The sequence below is a fragment of the Dactylosporangium maewongense genome, assembly GCF_039531485.1.
Taxonomy (GTDB): domain Bacteria; phylum Actinomycetota; class Actinomycetes; order Mycobacteriales; family Micromonosporaceae; genus Dactylosporangium; species Dactylosporangium maewongense.
Genome location: NZ_BAAAQD010000037.1, coordinates 39,288 through 55,601, shown reverse-complemented (window position 1 = coordinate 55,601; position 16,314 = coordinate 39,288). Strand labels below are relative to the sequence as shown.

Here is a 16,314-nt window from a genome sequence, read left to right as displayed (position 1 = left end):
CCGCTGTCAGGTGGAGCGGCGCATCGCGCGGATGCCGACCGTGAGCCCGGCTAGGGCGGTCGCGGCCGCCGCGGCGAAGCCCCACCAGACGGCGCGGTCGCCGACGGTACCGGCGAAGAGCAGACGCTCGGCGGTCACCATGTGCGCCAGCGGGTTGAACTGCGCCAGTGCCCGCATCCAGCCCGGCCCGGTCTCCAGGGGCAGCAGCATCCCGGAGAGGATCATCAGGGGGAACAGCAGCGTCTGGTGCACGACCCAGAACATCCAGTCGGTGCGGCGGACCGCGACCGCCAGGGCGTAGCTGAACGAGCCGAGCCCGACGCCGAAGAGGGCGAGCAGCGCCAGGCCGAGCAGCGCGCCGGCCGGGTGCAGCTCGAAGCCGAACGGCAGCATCACCACGACGATGATCAGGGCCTGCCCGGCGAGCGGCACCATCTCCTTGAGCGCGCGGCCGACCAGCAGCGCGTGCCGGGCGAGGGGCGTGACGAGCATGCGCTCGTGCGCGCCGGTGACGAACTCGCTGAGCAGGTTCGCCCCGACGGTCGACGTGCCGAAAAGCGTGGTCATGACGAGGATCGCCGGCACGAACCACTGCCACACGTCGCTGCCGAGGCCGCCTTCCTGGCCTTTCAGGGAGCCGGCGAGCAGCGGCCCGAACAGCGCCAGGAACACCAGCGGCTGGATCATGCCGAAGATCAGCGAGAACGGCGAGCGCAGCAGCGGCCGCAGCTCCCGGGCCGCGACGATGCGGACGTCGCGCAGGGCGAGGGTGGTCATGCGTTCTCCCGGAGGTTGCGGCCGGTCAGGGACAGGAAGACGTCGTCGAGCGTGGGGCGTTGGATCTCGGCGGTACGGACGGCGCCCGGCACCGCCGCGATGAGCTCGGGCAGCGCGGCGGGCCCGTCGTTGACCCGGAACGTCAGCGTGTCCGAGATCTCGGTCATGTCGCGCATGCCGGCGAGCCCGCCGGCGGCCTTGGCGATGAGCGGGAGGTCACCGGTCAGCAGCAGCTTGTCGCCGGCCAGCTTGGCCTTCAGCGCCGACGCCGTGTCGTCGGCGATCACCTCGCCGTGGTCGACGACCACGACCCGCTCGGCCATTGTGTCGGCCTCGTCGAGGTAGTGCGTGGTCAGCACGATCGTCATGCGGTGCTCCTCGCGCATCCGCAGGATGTGCTGCCACAGGTTCGCGCGGTTCTGCGGGTCGAGCCCCGTCGACGGCTCGTCGAGGAACAGCAGCCGGGGCGCGTGCACCAGCCCGATCGCCACGTCGAGGCGCCGCCGCTGGCCGCCGGACAGGTCCGACACCTTGCGGTCGCGCTGCTCGGCGAGGTCGAGCGCCTCCAGGAGCTCGTCGGTGCGCCGGGCGGCGGCCTTGCGGTCCAGGCCGTAGATGAGGCCCTGGGTGCGCAGCTCGTCGGCGACGCGGTGGATGTGGCCGGCGCCGTTGCCCTGCCCCACGTAGCCGATTCCCCGCCGTACCGCCGCCGCCTGCGTCGCCACGTCGTGCCCGGCGACGGTCGCGGTGCCGCTGGTCGGCGCGATGAGCGTGGTCAGCATCCGCAGCGTCGTGGTCTTGCCGGCACCGTTCGGGCCGAGCACCGCGACGAGCTCGCCCGGCGCGATGTCCAGGCTGATGCCACGGACCGCGTGCACCGTGGTCTTGCGATTGACGACGAAGTCCTTCGTCAGCGCTCTCGTCTGAATCATGCCGCTGACATTGCCGGTAGATGCGGACAGCTTCTGTCCTCAAGTGCGGGCGATACTGGACGCATGTTGGAGACCTCGGCCCGCCTCCTGGCGTTGCTGTCCCTGCTGCAGGCCCGCCGCGACTGGCCGGGGCAGACCCTCGCCGACCGCCTCGAGGTGAGCCCGCGGACCGTCCGGCGCGACGTCGACCGGCTGCGCGAGCTCGGCTATCCGGTGCAGGCGACCCGCGGCCCGGACGGCGGCTACCGGCTGGACGCCGGGTCGGAGCTGCCGCCGCTGCTGTTCGACGACGACCAGGCGGTCGCGGTCGCGGTGGCGCTGCAGACGGCGACGATGTCGGTCGAGGGCGTCGAGGAGGCGGCGCTGCGCGCCCTGGCGACGGTGCGGCAGGTGATGCCGGCCAGGCTGCGCCAGCGGGTCGACGCGTTGCAGGTGACCCGGGTGGCGAAGGCCGGCTGGCAGCCGTCGCGGGTCGACACGGCGGTCCTGCTGGCGATCGGCCAGGCCGTCCGGGCGCGGGAGGTGCTGCGCTTCGACTACGCGGGGGTACGGGAGATCGCGGCCGGTCTGACGGGCGACCGGCGCCGGGTCGAGCCGTGCCATATGGTGACGTGGGGCGGCCGGTGGTACCTCATCGGCTTCGACCTCGACCGGGTGGATTGGCGCACGTACCGGGTGGACCGCATGACGCTGCGCACACCCAACGGTCCCCGGTTCACGCCCCGGCCGCTGCCGGCGGCGGACGTGGCGGCGTTCGTGGCGCAGCGGTTCGAGGGCCACGACCCGCTGCCGTGCCGCGGCGAGGCGATCCTGCACGCGCCGGCGGCGGCGATCACCGAGTGGACCCGCGGGCAGGCCGTCGTCGAGGAGCTGGGCCCGGACCGGTGCCGGGTCAGCGCCGGGTCGTGGTCGTGGACCGGCCTGGCCGCGTGGTTCGGCATGTTCGACGCCGAGGTCGAGGTGGTCGGGCCGCCGGAGCTGCGGTCGGCCACGGCGGCCCTGGCCGCCCGCTTCGCACGGGCGGCCGCCGCTTCCTGAGCTACCGCTTGCGGACCGCTTCGAGGGCCTTCGTCCAGCTCACCGTCTGGTCGAGCACCACGCCGAGCGTGCCCTCGTGCTGCGGGCCCGGCTTGAACGTCGAGAAGTTCTCGAAGTCGGTGAAGAGCGACAGCGCCACCTGCGCCCGGACGTCCGCGATCTGCAGCTCGCCCATGATCAGCCGCAGGTGCTCGACCGCGCGGGTGCCGCCGGCGGAGCCGTAGCTGACGAACCCGGCCGCCTTGTTGTTCCACTCGGAGTAGACGAAGTCGATCGCGTTCTTCAGCGCGCCGCTGGTCGAGTGGTTGTACTCCGGCGTCACGAACACGAAGCCGTCCAGCTCGGCGATCTTCGCGGCCCACTGCCGGGTGTGCTCGTGCGCGTACTGCCCCATGGACGGCGGCACCGCCTCGTCGAGGTGCGGCAGGTTGTAGTCGAGCAGGTCGACCAGCTCGAACTCCGCGTCGGAGCGGCGGCTCGCGATGTCGTACACCCACTTGGCGACCGCCTCGCCGTTCCGGCCGGGGCGGGTGCTGCCGAGGATGATCCCGATCTTGGTCATGGTCCAACTCTCTGCTCGTGCGGCGTGGTTCTCTGCTCGTGCGACGTCATGGGTGACGCGTCACCGTCACGCTAGCTCGTCCCACGGTGATGTGTCACCCATGGACGTAGACTTCGGGTGTGACGGATCCCAATTGGCTGGACGAGCGGGAGCAGCGCGCCTGGCGCGGGTTCCTCGCCGTCAACGCCGCGGTCAGGGGTCGCATCGCCCGCCAGCTGCAGCAGGAGACGGGGCTGTCCAGCGCCGACTACGCGGTCCTCGTCAGCCTCTCCGAGGCACCCGGCGGGCGGCTGCGCGTCTTCCAGCTCCGCGTCGCCGCCGACTGGGAGAAGACCCGCCTCACGCACCAGATCACCCGGATGACCGCGCGCGGGCTGGTCGCCCGCGAGCCGTGCGCCGACGACCCCCGCGGCGCGTTCGTCGTGCTCACCGAGGCCGGCTGGGACGCGATCACCGCCGCCGCGCCCCGCCACGTCGAGCACGTGCGGCACTGGTTCTTCGACGCGCTCGGCCCCGAACACGTCGACGCCCTCATCGAGGTCAACGAGGCGGTGACGCGGCACCTGCTCTCGGCGAGCGAGCCCTGCTCGCCGTGCTCCCCCTGCTCACCGAGCTCACCGGGCGATGTGCCATCCTCCTGCGACGACGTGCTCCCGTGAGGTAGGGCCACCGGCCGGTCAAGTACTGTCGAACAGCAGGTGTCATCGGGGATTCATTGTTTTCGTGGAGGATCGGGCGTGGCAGGACACAGCGGCCAGTTGGTGGTTGCCGTCGACGGGCCCTCCGGGTCCGGCAAGTCCACGATCTCGCGTCGGGTGGCACAGGCCCTCGACGCCCGCTACCTGGACACCGGCGCCATGTACCGGGCGGTGACCTGGGCCGTGCTGCGCGACAACGTCGACCTCGCCGACGCGGAGAAGATCCACGCCGTCGCGGCGTCGGCGGCGCTGGGCATCGGCACCGACCCGGCCGAGCCGCACATCAGCGTCGACGGCGTCGGTGTCGACCGTGAGATCCGCGGCACCGAGGTCACCCAGGCGGTGTCGGCCGTGTCCGCGGTCCCGGCCGTGCGGGCGCTGCTCGTCGCGCTCCAGCGGGACATCATCGCCGAGGCGGGCCGGATCGTGGTCGAGGGCCGCGACATCGGCACCGTCGTCGCCCCCGGCGCCGACCTGAAGGTCTACCTCACCGCCTCCGCGGACGAGCGAGCCAGGCGCCGGAGCACCGAGAATGCGACCAACCAGGCCGCGACCGCAGCCGACCTGGCCCGTCGTGACAGACTTGACTCGACGCGCGCCGCCGATCCGCTTCGCCAAGCCGACGACGCCGTTGTGCTCGACACCACCGCGCTCGGCATCGACGAGGTGGTCGAGCGACTCCAGCGGATGCTGGACAAGGTCACCGCATAGGCGAGCGCCGGCCCCCCGGCCGTTGAGCAAAGGACCCCCGTGAGCGCTGAGGCATCCGCAGGTGCCGAGGTCGACGTCGACGTTGTCGATGACGTCGAGCTGAGTGTGCCGATCGTCGCCGTCGTCGGCCGACCCAACGTCGGCAAGTCGACCCTCGTCAACCGGATCCTGGGCCGCCGTCAGGCGGTCGTCGAGGATGTCGCCGGCGTCACCCGCGACCGGGTCGCCTATGACGCCGAGTGGACCGGGCGGCACTTCACCGTCGTGGACACCGGCGGCTGGCTGCCCGACGCCAAGGAGCGGGCCAAGGCCATCGCCACCCAGGCCGAGATCGCCACCCAGACCGCCGACGTGGTGCTGTTCGTGGTCGACGCCACGATCCCGCCGACCTCCGACGACGAGGCCGCGGTCAGGATGCTGCGCCGCAGCGGCCGGCCCGTGATCCTCGTCGCCAACAAGGTCGACAACGCGCGCATCGAGGGCGAGATCTCCAGCCTCTGGGGCCTCGGCCTCGGCGAGCCGTTCCCCGTCTCGGCCCTGCACGGCCGCGGCTCCGGCGACCTGCTCGACAAGATCCTCGAGGCGCTGCCGGCCGCTCGTGTCGTCCCGCCCCGCGAGGCCGGGCCGCGCCGCATCGCGCTCGTCGGCCGGCCCAACGTCGGCAAGTCCAGCCTGCTCAACAAGCTGGCCAAGGAGGAGCGGGCGGTCGTCGACTCCGTCGCCGGCACCACCGTCGACCCGGTCGACAGCCTCGTCGACTTCGGCGACGAGACCTGGCACCTCGTCGACACCGCCGGCCTGCGCAAGCGGGTCGCGCACGCCAGCGGCACCGAGTACTACGCCTCGCTGCGCACCAACGCGGCGATCGAGGCGGCCGAGGTCGCGATCGTGCTCCTCGACGCGAGCGAGGTCATCTCCGAGCAGGACCAGCGGATCATCACCATGGTCATCGAGTCCGGCCGGGCGCTCGTCATCGCCTTCAACAAGTGGGACCTCGTCGACGAGGACCGGCGCCACCAGCTCGGCAAGGAGATCGAGCGGGAGCTGCGCCGCGTGCCGTGGGCGATCAGGCACAACGTCTCGGCGCTCACCGGCCGCGCCGTCGACAAGCTCGCGCCCGCGCTGCGCACCGCCCTGGAGAACTGGGAGCGTCGCGTGCCCACGGGGCAGCTCAACCAGTGGCTCACGGCGCTCGTGCAGCAGACCCCGCACCCGATCCGCGGCGGGCGCGCCCCGCGCGTGCTCTTCGCCACCCAGGCCGGCGTGTCGCCGCCGAAGTTCGTGCTCTTCACCACGGGCGCGCTCGACCCCGGCTACGTCCGGTTCGTGGAGCGCAAGCTGCGCGAGGAGTTCGACTTCCTCGGCACCCCGATCCACATCAGCGTGAAGCCCCGCAAGAAGAACAGCCCGCGCGGGAAGAAGTAGCTCTCGCCGGCTCCCGCCGCGGTAGCAACGCTTCGGCGGCCACCGCCACGACGACCAGCCCGGCGAAGATCATGAGTCCCATGCCCGCGACTTCGACAGGTGCGCCGCTCAGCTGAGCGGCGCACCGTTACGCACCTAGGCTGCTGCCGTTTCCTCGGTCGTGCCCGCCTCGATCTGGTCCTGGGCCGCCGACGCGCTGGTCAGGACGTCCAGCTCCAGGCCCTTCGCCAGCCACGACGCGCCGAAGCACAGGACCGAGGCCGTCTCGCCGATGATCAGGCTGTACGCGTCGAGCGTGTGGAACACCTGGGTCACCGCGATGTACACCACGGCAAGGGCGATCCCCGCCGCGCACGCGTAGTGGAACGACCGCCAGAACGCGGGGGAGAACCGCGCCAGGTGCCCGTCGCGGTGCTGCGACCTGGCACCCTCGCGGCGGCCGAAGAAGTAGCTGATCACGCCCAGGCAGAGGATGAACGTCGCCGCGCACACGTAGTGCACGCTCTGCACCGTCTGCTCGCCGAGCTTCTCCTGCAACGGCGACAGCGGCACCGTCCCGCCGCCCGGCCGCCCCGTCGGGAACAGCGCCACACCCACCGCCGTCACGCCGGCGACGATGCTGAGCGTGTTCTCCAGGTTCCGCTCGAAGAACTTGTAGAAGATCAGGAAGAACGCGGTCACGCACAGGCAGCTGACGAAGATGTCGCGCATGCCGGAGTAGTAGTACGCGCTCAGCGACCCCCGCGGCTTCCCTCCCTCGAACAGGAAGCCGTCGCCGAGCAGGAGCGTCACCGGCAGCAGAATGCCCATGACGCCGATCAGGGTGCGCATCAGCAGGAAGGAGCGCAGGTAGAGGATCCTGGCCTTCAGGTTCTCGTCGGCCTGATCCTGCGGTTTGCCGGGACGCTGCGGAGCGTCCACCGGTGGGGTGAGGTATCCCATGGTGCCCTCCAAGTGTGGTTACTTGAAGAGAGCACGTGATCACGCTGTCGATACGTTGACTGCGCTTTTACGACAGACACGTTCGGTCACCACTGATAGCTGCGGCCCAGATCGTGGCCCGTGTTGGGGTCCACCGGCGTCGGGTGCACCCGCAGCAGCGACTGCACGCTGCGCAGCAGTGCCTCCGGGCTGAACGGTTTGACCATGTGGTGCACCGCCCCCGCCATCACGCCGCTGCGTACGACGTCCGGCTGCGACAGCGCGGACAGCAGCATCACCGGGATCTGCGCCGTCTCCGGGTCCGCCTGCAGCTGCTCGCACGCGGTGAGCCCGTCCTGCCCCGGCATCATGATGTCGAGGATCACCAGGTTGGGCAGGCAGGCGACCGCGGCGTCGACCGCGGCCAGCCCGTTGTCGGTCTCGATGACCTCGAAGCCCGCCTTCACCAGCTTGTACGCCACCATGCCCCGCAGATCCGGGTCGTCGTCGACGACGAGAATCCGGGCGGTCTGCGCTTCGGACGCGATGGCCGTGTTCATCGGGAACCTCCTGCAACGGGTTGAGACCATCAGGTTCACCGCACCCGGCTGCGCTTCAGCGGCCTTTCCGTTTGCCGACCGGTTGTGTGCGCTACGTCACTGCGCTTCCCCCACCGCCGGCGGCCCCAGCAGATCCCACAGATTGCCGGCGACGTCCTCGAAGACCGCGACCTGCCCGTACACCTCGTCCCGCGGCGGCCGCACGATCGTGACCCCGGCCGCCTCCAGCCGCTCGAACGTCGCCCGGAAGTCGTCCACCCGCAGGAAGAACCCCACCCTTCCCTTCACCTGGTCCCCGACCGCCTCCCGCTGCCGCTCCCCGTCTGCCCGCGCCAGCAGCAACCCCGTCCCCCCACCCGGCGGCCGCACCACGACCCACCGCTTCGCCGCCCCGTTGGTCGTCGTCGCCGGCGAGTCCTCCACCAGCGCAAACCCCAGCACCTCGGTGAAGAAGACGATCGCCGGGTCGTACTCCTCCACCACCACCGTCACCAGATCCAGCCGCATCCCCCCACCGTAGTTGGGACAGGGGATACTCCTGCGCGCGGCGGTAACCCTATGCGCTAGTCTGTAGCGGCTGCTCCGGACGAGTCCGGTTGCACGGGACGTAGCGCAGCTTGGTAGCGCACTTGACTGGGGGTCAAGGGGTCGTGGGTTCAAATCCCGCCGTCCCGACAGCGCAAGGGTTTTCGCAGGTCACAAGCCTGCGGAGGCCCTTTTTTCGTGTGTGAGCAGTTCGTCGAGGTCGAGCACGCCGCTGTTGGACCCCTTGACTCGACGGGTGACGAGATGCCCCTGCTCAAGATCGAAAAGCTCACCGAAGGCCTCGCCGGCGACTGGCCCGGACACCTCCGCGACTGGGACCGGACCCTGCGCGCCGCCAACCATCCGGAGACCACCCGCTACAACTATCTGCTCGCTGCGGCGCAACTCGGCCGGTATCTCGGCGAGCATTCCCCGGACCCTGACGCTGTCGACGCGGCCGAGGATCCGACGGACGTGACGAAGGCGCACGTCGAGCACTTCCAGGCGTGGGTGATCGAGACCCGCTCCGCCGCGACCGCCTTGAACAAACACAAGGGCCTGCAGCAGTTCTTCAAGTACCTCGTCGATGAGGACGAGATGGACCGCTCACCGATGGACCGGGTGAAGCAGCCGAAGACGCCGAAGAAGCTCATCCCTGTCATGCGCGACGACGACACGAAGAAGCTGCTCGACGCGTGCAAGGGCAAGGCGTTCGTGAACCTTCGCGACGAGGCGTTGATCCGGCTGTACTACAACACCGGCGCACGCCTGTCGGAGGTCGGCAATCTGCTGCTGACCGACCTCGACCTGAACACCGAGTCGGTGCGGTTTCACGGCAAGGGCGCGAAGGACCGGCGGGTGCGGTTCGGGCCGAAGACCGCCCGGGCGCTGAGCCGGTATCTGCGGGCGCGGGCGAAGCGCCGCGATGTCGAGCAGGTCCCGAACCTGTGGCTGGCTGAGCGCGGGGCCCGGCCGTTGCTGCCGAACGGCATCAAGATCCGGCTCAAGCGGCTCGGGCTCGCCGCCGGTCTGGATGGTGTCCACGCGCACCGGTGGCGGCACAACTTCGCCCACGAATGGCACCGCGCCGGCGGCAACACCGGCGACCTCATGCTGTTGCTCGGCTGGACGTCCGAGGACATGCCGCGGCACTACGGTGCCAGCGCCGCCGCGGAGCGAGCGCAAGAGATCCAGGCGCAGTTCGGCATCGGCGAACGCGTCTGACCGCTCCAGCGGAGGCGGCTCCTCGCCGACACGGTCCGCCTGGACCGCCTCCGTTCGCTCACCATCAGATCCAACGGTGAGCAGGGTGGGTCGCGGCCTCGCCGATCTCGGTCGGCAGGCCGGCGACCTCCGCTGGAAGCGGTGCGGTGGCTCGTGCGAGTGGTTGGTGACTATGTGCCTCGGGAAGTCCGTGCGCCACTGCAGCCGGTCGGTCAGGCAGTGGAGACCTGTAGGCCGATGGTCGAATGGCCTGGGTGGCAGGGACCGCGGCGCAGGTAAACGCTCTACCGCCGCGTGTAATGGACGGGTGCCGAACATGGCGCAGCCGCGCAGGGTATTGCAACTGTCGTGCCTGCGTCGTGTATGGGACGCCGGGGTTCCGTGGGCCCGCTCTGGCAACAGGTGACACCTGGTGACACCTGACGACACGTTCCATTTCCGGCGGCGCGTGGGCGATGCTCGGACCGGCAAGGATCACCACGCCGGAACGGGGGGAGTGGACGGTGACAATCGATCTGCAGAAGTTGACCGACGGTCTACCGATGGTTTGGTCGAGCTATCTGCGCGACTGGGACCGCACCCTGCGCGCGGCGAACCACCCCGACACGACCCGCTACAACTACCTCTTGGCCGCCATACAGCTGGCGAGGTACCTCGGTGAGCAGGACGACACTGCCGGTGCGGCGGATGATCCGACCGTCGTCGACCGGGCGGCTGTCGAGGAGTTTCAGGCGTGGATGGTGCAGACCCGGTCGGCGGCGACCGCGCTGAACAAGTACAAGGGGTTGCAGCAGTTCTTCAAGTGGCTCGCCGAGGACGAGGAGATCGCCCGCTCGCCGATGGAACGGGTACGGCAGCCGAAGACCCCGACCAAGCTGATCCCGATCATCCGTGACGACGACACCAAGCGGGTCCTCGACGCCTGCAAGGGAACCCAGTTCGTCAACCTGCGCGACGAGGCCATCGTCCGGATGCTGTACAACACCGGCGCTCGGCTGTCGGAAGTCGCGAACCTGCGCGTCTACGACGTCAACATGGACGCCGACACGATCCACTACCGGGGCAAGGGCAGCAAGGACCGGCGGGTGAGGTTCGGGCCGAGAACCGGCCGGGCTTTGAGCCGCTACCTCCGCGCCCGCGCCCGCCACATCGGGTTCTCGCTGCCGGCGCTGTGGCTCGCCGAGCGGGGCGGGCACTCGCTCTCGGCGAACGGCGTGAAGCTGATGCTGCGCCGGCGCGGTGTCCAAGGCGGGGTGTCCGGCGTCCACGCGCACCGGTGGCGGCACAACTACGCCCACGAATGGAAGCTCGCTGGCGGGGACACCGGCGACCTGATGCTGCTACTCGGCTGGACGTCAGAGGACATGCCACGGCACTACGGCGCGAGCGCCGCAGCCGAACGCGCACAGCAGATCCAGTCCCGGATCGGCATCGGCGAACGTGTCTGACCACGACACCACCAAGCCGCGACGCGAAAGCCTGAGCCCGCACCAACGTGTTCGCCGCGCTCGAATCGCCGCGCACGCCTCCTGGGCGAACACCAGCGACCGGACCGCCCGCACCACCCCGGCCACCAACGCGTTCCTGGCCCGGTTCGAACGGCAGGTGGACCCGCTCGGCGTCCTACCCGAGGAGACCCGGACCGCCATGGCGGCCCACGCACGACGCGCCTACATGCTGCAACTCGCGGAACGCTCCGCTCGAGCCAGACGCCGTCGCCTAACAGCAGCTGATGATCAACATTGATGGTCGGAGCCGAGCCGAGATGATGTGCTGGTTTGCAACAATTCGATCTTGGCGCATTTCCACCGAGGACGGCGCTAGAGGGGGTCTGCCCACATCGTGAGTCGCATTGCCTCGTGGTGGCGGTGAGGGCGGCGTCGCTGGTCGGGATCGGTATGGCCATGACCTATTCACTCGTAATGAATAGGTCAACGGTTCGATTCCGTTAGGCGGCTCTGGCAACGCAGCGCCCTCCACCGCAGGTGGGGGGTGCTTTCCGTGGACGCCTACGCCGACCGCTGGAACGGAATGATCTTGGCCTCGCCTGGCCTGGTTGCAGGTGTGGTTGCATAACTAGCCTTATCTATATTGACGTTCTTGCGTTTTTGCTGCTTGCTGGCCTTCTTGCTCTTCTTCTTCGGCTTGGGTGCCGGAACCTCCTCCGGGCCGTACAGGAGCTCACTGAGGCGGCGCGACGCTTCGACGCGCAGCTCGTCGATCACGTGCTGATAGCGCTGGACCATCCGGCGGTCCGACCAGCCCATGATCGCCATGACAGTCTGCTCATCCACGCCCTGCAGGAGCAGCATCGTCGCAGCGGTGTGCCGCCCGTCGTGTATTCGGGCGTCCCGGACACCGGCGAGCTTGAGAATCGCCTTCCACTCCCGGCGGTCCGTGCCGGCGTCGATCGGGCTGCCGTCCAGCTGACACCAGACCAGGTCGTGATCTTCCCAGTGCTCACCCGCGGCCCGACGTTCCGCGTCCTGCTCGGCTTTGTGCCCCCGCAGCTTCGTGAGCATCTGCGGGGCGAGTGCGGCCCGGCGGCGTCCGGCTTCCGTCTTGGTGTCGACGAGCCGGATGCCGCCGCCAGTGCGCTTCGGGCATCGGTCCGCGTGACCGGCGCAGTCGGGTGGGCACACCTTCACGCAGTTGCGCAGGTCGCGATGCCGCCGACACGAGTCCGCCGGCCGCCGCTTCGGACACCGGTCGGCCCGGTGCTTCGTGCAGGCCGCCGGCGGCCTGCCGCACCCGTGTCCCCATCGCGCCGGGCACGCCGCCGTCCGGCAGTGCGGGCGAGCGCATGCGCGCTGGTCCTTGCACCCATGCTGCCACTTGCGGCGCTCTGTTTGCTTGCGGGTGTGCAGCCATCCGCCATCGAGGTCGAGACCGATCGGCTTCTCTCGGCAATGCCGCAATGGGCGCACCATCGCGCACGTCGCCACAGGTCCATCGCTCGATCCATCGCAGGTCGATCGGCGACGGAGCGATGGCGCCGAACGAATGCCAGTGCACTGAACGCAACCAGCGCAACCACCGAGAACACGGCCAAAGGTCCCGTCGAGCCGGCGCGTCCCGGCCCGACCGAGTCGGCGAGGGCGACTAACCCGAAGAGTCCGGCGACGCCGGCTGCGAACGCTGGACGACGCCACGACGGCAACGCGGTCGGTGGTTGAAGTCTCGCGGCGAGTGCGGTGTGGATCGATGCTCGACCCCGACTCCAGCCGGCAGCGCGACCCGCAGCCGAATGCGAGACACGGATATCAGCGATATGACTGCCGGCCGCGTGAATTGCCGAGACGGGCGAGACGCCATCGGCCCGGCTGCACCGGGGACATGCGGTCGAGACTCGGATTCGTGTGTCTCGCTCCGCGAGCGAGGGCTGTCTCGTCTCGCGGCTGTGCCCAATGACTTCTGTCGCGGCATGGTGGTCTCGTCTCGTCATCCCGACCTCCGTCTCGCCAGGTCTCGAATATGGTCGATGGTATCGGCTATGCCTCGACGTTTCAGGATCTTGAATACGTTGACGTATGTGGATGGCTGCGGGTGGTGGGTGTTGGTTTTCGGCGGTGGGCGGCCGGTGGTGCCGAGTGTCGCCTCGGTGGGCGCCGTTCTCCAGGCGGTGGGGTGCGTGGTCGGTTCTGCGGGGGTGTGAGGGTCAGGTTGGGGCGGGGATCGCGAGGAGCCGTGTGAAGATCGCCTGGATGTGGTGGGTCCATGGCCAGTGGGCTGGGAAGTTGAGGCGGCGTTGTCGGCCGCCGCGGGTGAGGGTGGCCGGGGTGTGGAATACCTGGTATTGCAGGGTGGCTGGTTCGGCGCGGGCCTGGTGACCATCGCAGGCGAGCAGTTGCAGCCAGGCGATGAGGTCGCAGGCGATGGCGTGGGTGCGGTACCAGGTGGTGTTGGTGGCGAAGCTTTGGGAGGGCAGCCGGTCGGCGCCGGTGGTGTTGCCTTCCTTGAAATGGTCCTCGACCCGGGCGTGGACGCGGTGGCGGCCGTCGAGGCAGGCGGCGACCTCGCCGGCGTCTTCGCGGGGTCCGGCGGCCGGACTGTTGGTGGCGAAGGCTTCGTAGCGCCAGCCCGCAGCCTGCTGTTGCAGGTCGAGGGCAAGCTGGCCGGTGCCGGGCAGGGGTTTCGGGGTGGTGTCGCGGAGGGGTTTGACCCGGCGGGCGAACACCTGCTGGAGGCCTCATCGCGCCCTGGAACTGCAGCCACCCCGGTCTGAACGCCTCGTCGCCGACCTGACCCACGAACGGATCAAACGCCGACCGATCCTCGGCGGCCTCGTCAACGAGTACGAACGGGCCGCATAGAAGTCCAGCTTAGGCACTGAAGCGAAGTAAAGACACCCCACAGGAGTGCGGGCCCGTTGTCGTTCCCGCGACCAGCCGCCATCCGGATCTGCCGAGGCCGCTCGTCCTCGCTTCTTGTACGCAGTGCATGCACTGGGTATATTCCGATGAGTCCCGGGTTCGACGCGGCGTGGACTTGCCAGCGAAGGGAGACGACGATGTGCTGTTCAGCAGACAACAAGAGTTCGGGCGGTCGGTCATGACGCCGACGGCCGCGAACACCGCACACGAGGCGGACGCCGGCCCGGTTCCGGCGGCCGCCGGAGCGACGACGCGGTTCTCGTCCGCGCGGGTCGCTGCCTTCACCTATCGCTACATGGTCGTATTCGTCCTGGTCGCGATGGTCGTCCTGTTCTCGCTGTTGCTCCCGGAGACGTTCCCGACGGTGGCCAACCTGAGGACGATCACCGGTACCCAGGCCGTGTTGATCGTCCTCACGCTGGGGCTCACCGCGACGCTCGCCGTGGGCGAGTTCGACCTGTCGTTCGGCGCCGTGCTCGGCTTCAGCTCCACCCTGACGGCGGTGCTGAGCGTCGAGCACGGCTGGTCGACCGTTCCCGCCGTGCTCGCCGGGGTCGTCGCCGGCACCGTCGTCGGATCGATCAACGGGTTCTTCGTCGTACGACTCGGCATCAGCTCGCTCATCACGACCCTGGGCGTCAGCACCATCCTGACGGGACTGACCCTGGCGGTGAGCCACCAGCAGGTCATCTCGGGAGCGCCGCAACTGCTCGTCGACCTGAGCGCCGACCAGCTCTTCGGCCTACCCTACCCCGTCTACTACGGCATGGCGCTCGCCGCGATCGCCTGGTACGTCTACGAGCACACGCCGCTGGGCCGTTACGTCTACTTCACCGGCGAGGGCCGGGAAGTGGCCCGGCTCAGTGGCCTTCGGGTGGACGCCATCCGGTGGGGAGCCTTCATCGTCACCGGGACCGTGAGCGGTCTTGCCGGCGTGCTGACCTTCGGCACGCTCGGTAGTGCCGATCCCAACATCGGCGGCACGTACCTGCTGCCGGCCTTCGCCGCGGCGTTCCTGGGCGCCACGACGATCAAACCCGGCCGGATGAATGCATGGGGGACCGTGGTCGCCGTGTACGTCCTCGTGGTCGGTGTGACCGGACTGCAGCTTCTCGGGGGTGCGGGCTGGCTCGAACAGGTCTTCAACGGTTCTGCACTGGTGCTTGCGGTCACGTTCGCCCGCATTGTGCAGCGACCGAACCAGTCATGACCAAGGACCCCTGCAACACCCGAACCCGAGAGGCGGCACTGTGATTCAACCGACGACCGCTCCCACCGCCCCAAGAGCCCGGACTCGCACGAGTCGCTGGCTCGCCGTCCTCGCCGCTGCCGCGGCGTCCGCGTTGACGCTCACCGCCTGCGACAGCTCTGCCTCGGGGCCGAGCGACGGCCCGGGTGTCTCGGCCGCGCACGGGAGCGAGGCGAAGGCGTTCGTGGCGAAGTACAGCGGCGACCTGACGTTCATTCCCCCCGGCAAGCCCATCGACATCACGTCGCTGAAGGGCAAGACGGTGTGGATCATTCCCTCGGACCTCTCCATCCCGTTCATGCAGACCGTGGCGAACGGCTACAAGGAGGCCGCGGCGGCTGCCGGTCTGGACGCGGTCGTGTTCGACGGCAAGGGCTCGACGAAGGAGTACAACCGGGGCATCCAACAGGCGATCGGCACCAAGGCCGCCGCCATAGCCCTGATCTCGATCAGGTCGAGCTTCGTGAGCGGTGCGCTCAAGGAGGCCCAGTCCGCGAAGATTCCGGTCATCGGCGTCTCCACGATCGACGCCCATGAGAGCCCTCAGGAGGGCACCGCGGGTGCGGCCACGTTCGACTATGTCGCTTCCGGCAAGCTGCTGGCCGCCTACGCCGTCGCGCACACCCCGGGGCCGGTACGCGCGGTGTTCAGCCACGTGCCCGAGTTCGTCGAGCTCGAGAAGCTGAGGAGCGGTGTCGAGTCGGGCATCGAGGAGTACTGCTCGTCGAATTGCTCGGTCGCGACGATCAACTCCCAGGTCGCGACCTTCAAGACCCAGGTCCCGACCCAGGTCCAGTCCGAGCTCAAGCGCAAGCCTGACACCAACTGGGTGTTCCCGGCCTTCGACGGGCAAGCCGTCTTCGCCGCGTCGGCGGTCAGGCAGGCCGGCAAAGGCGACTCGATCCGGATCGGCAGCATCAACGGTGTCAAGGCCAACCTCGACCTGATCAAGAACGGTGACGTCCAGGTCGTCGACGTCGGTGCCTCGAACACCTGGCAGGGCTGGGCCGCCTTCGACCGGGCGCTTCGCGCGATGCTCGGCGAGCCGCCGGCCGTCAGCGAGGTCCCGATCAAGCTGTTCGACAAGGAGAACCTGGAGGGGATCGACACGTCTTCGGAGGACGCCTTGTTCAAGGGAGCCGACTACCGGAGCGAGTACAAGAAGCTCTGGGAACTGAGCTGAGCCGAGGGCGGCCCTCGTCCGAGGGTCGCGTGGGCCCCGTCGCACCGCGGCGGGGCCCTGTTTCGTGCCCGCTGCAGGTCCGGGAACCGGCGAACCCGCTGACCCTAGCGACGCGGGCCAGCGGGTTCGGGTGCGT

At 69.3% G+C, this 16,314-nt stretch carries 16 protein-coding genes and 2 tRNA genes; 10 read left to right on the top strand and 8 right to left on the bottom strand.

The features are described from left to right. Positions 1 to 6: 6 nt before the first annotated feature. Positions 7 to 777 carry an ABC transporter permease gene (locus tag ABD332_RS52220; protein ID WP_344513242.1) on the bottom strand — a complete coding sequence of 257 codons (771 nt, stop codon included), beginning with the start codon at positions 775 to 777 and terminating at the stop codon, positions 7 to 9. Then, the gene (locus ABD332_RS52215; protein ID WP_344513240.1) at positions 774 to 1,709 is read right to left on the bottom strand and encodes an ATP-binding cassette domain-containing protein; all 936 of its coding nucleotides are present in this window, start codon (positions 1,707 to 1,709) and stop codon (positions 774 to 776) included. Before ABD332_RS52215 ends, ABD332_RS52220 begins: the two co-directional genes overlap by 4 nt. A gap of 63 nt (positions 1,710 to 1,772) precedes the next feature. Between ABD332_RS52215 and ABD332_RS52210 the strand changes: the two genes are divergently transcribed. Then, complete coding sequence (locus ABD332_RS52210) at positions 1,773 to 2,747, top strand: helix-turn-helix transcriptional regulator (RefSeq protein WP_344513238.1); 975 nt, start codon at positions 1,773 to 1,775, stop codon at positions 2,745 to 2,747. A gap of 1 nt (position 2,748) precedes the next feature. Here the strand turns inward: ABD332_RS52210 and ABD332_RS52205 are convergent, their stop codons facing one another. After that, positions 2,749 to 3,309 (bottom strand): NADPH-dependent FMN reductase, encoded by a 561-nt coding sequence (locus ABD332_RS52205; protein WP_344513237.1) that lies wholly within the window; start codon positions 3,307 to 3,309, stop codon positions 2,749 to 2,751. A 119-nt stretch (positions 3,310 to 3,428) separates the two neighbouring features. On the opposite strand from ABD332_RS52205, the gene ABD332_RS52200 reads away from it, so the two are divergent. The 3 genes from ABD332_RS52200 (at position 3,429) to der (ending at position 6,143) form a co-directional block, all read left to right on the top strand. Further along, positions 3,429 to 3,968, top strand: a complete 540-nt coding sequence (locus ABD332_RS52200) for a MarR family winged helix-turn-helix transcriptional regulator (RefSeq protein WP_344513235.1) — start codon at positions 3,429 to 3,431, stop codon at positions 3,966 to 3,968. A gap of 78 nt (positions 3,969 to 4,046) precedes the next feature. Beyond that, complete coding sequence (gene cmk, locus ABD332_RS52195; protein ID WP_344513233.1) at positions 4,047 to 4,718, top strand: (d)CMP kinase; 672 nt, start codon at positions 4,047 to 4,049, stop codon at positions 4,716 to 4,718. Positions 4,719 to 4,757: 39 nt separating this feature from the next. Beyond that, complete coding sequence (gene der / locus ABD332_RS52190; RefSeq protein ID WP_344513232.1) at positions 4,758 to 6,143, top strand: ribosome biogenesis GTPase Der; 1,386 nt, start codon at positions 4,758 to 4,760, stop codon at positions 6,141 to 6,143. A 135-nt stretch (positions 6,144 to 6,278) separates the two neighbouring features. Here the strand turns inward: der and ABD332_RS52185 are convergent, their stop codons facing one another. From ABD332_RS52185 to ABD332_RS52175, 3 genes are all read right to left on the bottom strand, one after another. After that, on the bottom strand, positions 6,279 to 7,085 hold the full coding sequence (locus ABD332_RS52185) for a hypothetical protein (RefSeq protein WP_344513230.1): 807 nt from the start codon (positions 7,083 to 7,085) through the stop codon (positions 6,279 to 6,281). Between the two features lie 86 nt (positions 7,086 to 7,171). Further along, positions 7,172 to 7,624, bottom strand: coding sequence for a response regulator transcription factor (locus ABD332_RS52180; protein WP_344513228.1), 453 nt, complete (start codon positions 7,622 to 7,624; stop codon positions 7,172 to 7,174). A 96-nt stretch (positions 7,625 to 7,720) separates the two neighbouring features. Further along, positions 7,721 to 8,131: a VOC family protein gene (locus ABD332_RS52175; protein ID WP_344513226.1), complete on the bottom strand. Its 411-nt coding sequence runs from the start codon at positions 8,129 to 8,131 to the stop codon at positions 7,721 to 7,723. A 94-nt stretch (positions 8,132 to 8,225) separates the two neighbouring features. Between ABD332_RS52175 and ABD332_RS52170 the strand changes: the two genes are divergently transcribed. From ABD332_RS52170 to ABD332_RS52155, 4 genes are all read left to right on the top strand, one after another. Next, a tRNA-Pro gene (locus ABD332_RS52170) sits at positions 8,226 to 8,299 on the top strand. A gap of 48 nt (positions 8,300 to 8,347) precedes the next feature. After that, the gene (locus tag ABD332_RS52165; protein WP_344513224.1) at positions 8,348 to 9,373 is read left to right on the top strand and encodes a tyrosine-type recombinase/integrase; all 1,026 of its coding nucleotides are present in this window, start codon (positions 8,348 to 8,350) and stop codon (positions 9,371 to 9,373) included. 542 nt (positions 9,374 to 9,915) lie between these two features. Next, positions 9,916 to 10,821 (top strand): tyrosine-type recombinase/integrase, encoded by a 906-nt coding sequence (locus tag ABD332_RS52160; protein WP_344513222.1) that lies wholly within the window; start codon positions 9,916 to 9,918, stop codon positions 10,819 to 10,821. A 431-nt stretch (positions 10,822 to 11,252) separates the two neighbouring features. Next, positions 11,253 to 11,331, top strand: a tRNA-Thr gene (locus ABD332_RS52155). 51 nt (positions 11,332 to 11,382) lie between these two features. On the opposite strand, the gene ABD332_RS52150 is transcribed toward ABD332_RS52155, so the two are convergent. Both ABD332_RS52150 and ABD332_RS52145 read right to left on the bottom strand, forming a co-directional pair. After that, positions 11,383 to 11,895, bottom strand: a complete 513-nt coding sequence (locus ABD332_RS52150; protein WP_344513220.1) for a tyrosine-type recombinase/integrase — start codon at positions 11,893 to 11,895, stop codon at positions 11,383 to 11,385. 1,136 nt (positions 11,896 to 13,031) lie between these two features. Beyond that, positions 13,032 to 13,550: a transposase gene (locus ABD332_RS52145; RefSeq protein ID WP_344513218.1), complete on the bottom strand. Its 519-nt coding sequence runs from the start codon at positions 13,548 to 13,550 to the stop codon at positions 13,032 to 13,034. 335 nt (positions 13,551 to 13,885) lie between these two features. Between ABD332_RS52145 and ABD332_RS52140 the strand changes: the two genes are divergently transcribed. Next, positions 13,886 to 14,956, top strand: a complete 1,071-nt coding sequence (locus ABD332_RS52140; RefSeq protein WP_344513216.1) for an ABC transporter permease — start codon at positions 13,886 to 13,888, stop codon at positions 14,954 to 14,956. 40 nt (positions 14,957 to 14,996) lie between these two features. Further along, the gene (locus ABD332_RS52135) at positions 14,997 to 16,178 is read left to right on the top strand and encodes a sugar ABC transporter substrate-binding protein (RefSeq protein ID WP_344513214.1); all 1,182 of its coding nucleotides are present in this window, start codon (positions 14,997 to 14,999) and stop codon (positions 16,176 to 16,178) included. Positions 16,179 to 16,314 lie beyond the last annotated feature (136 nt).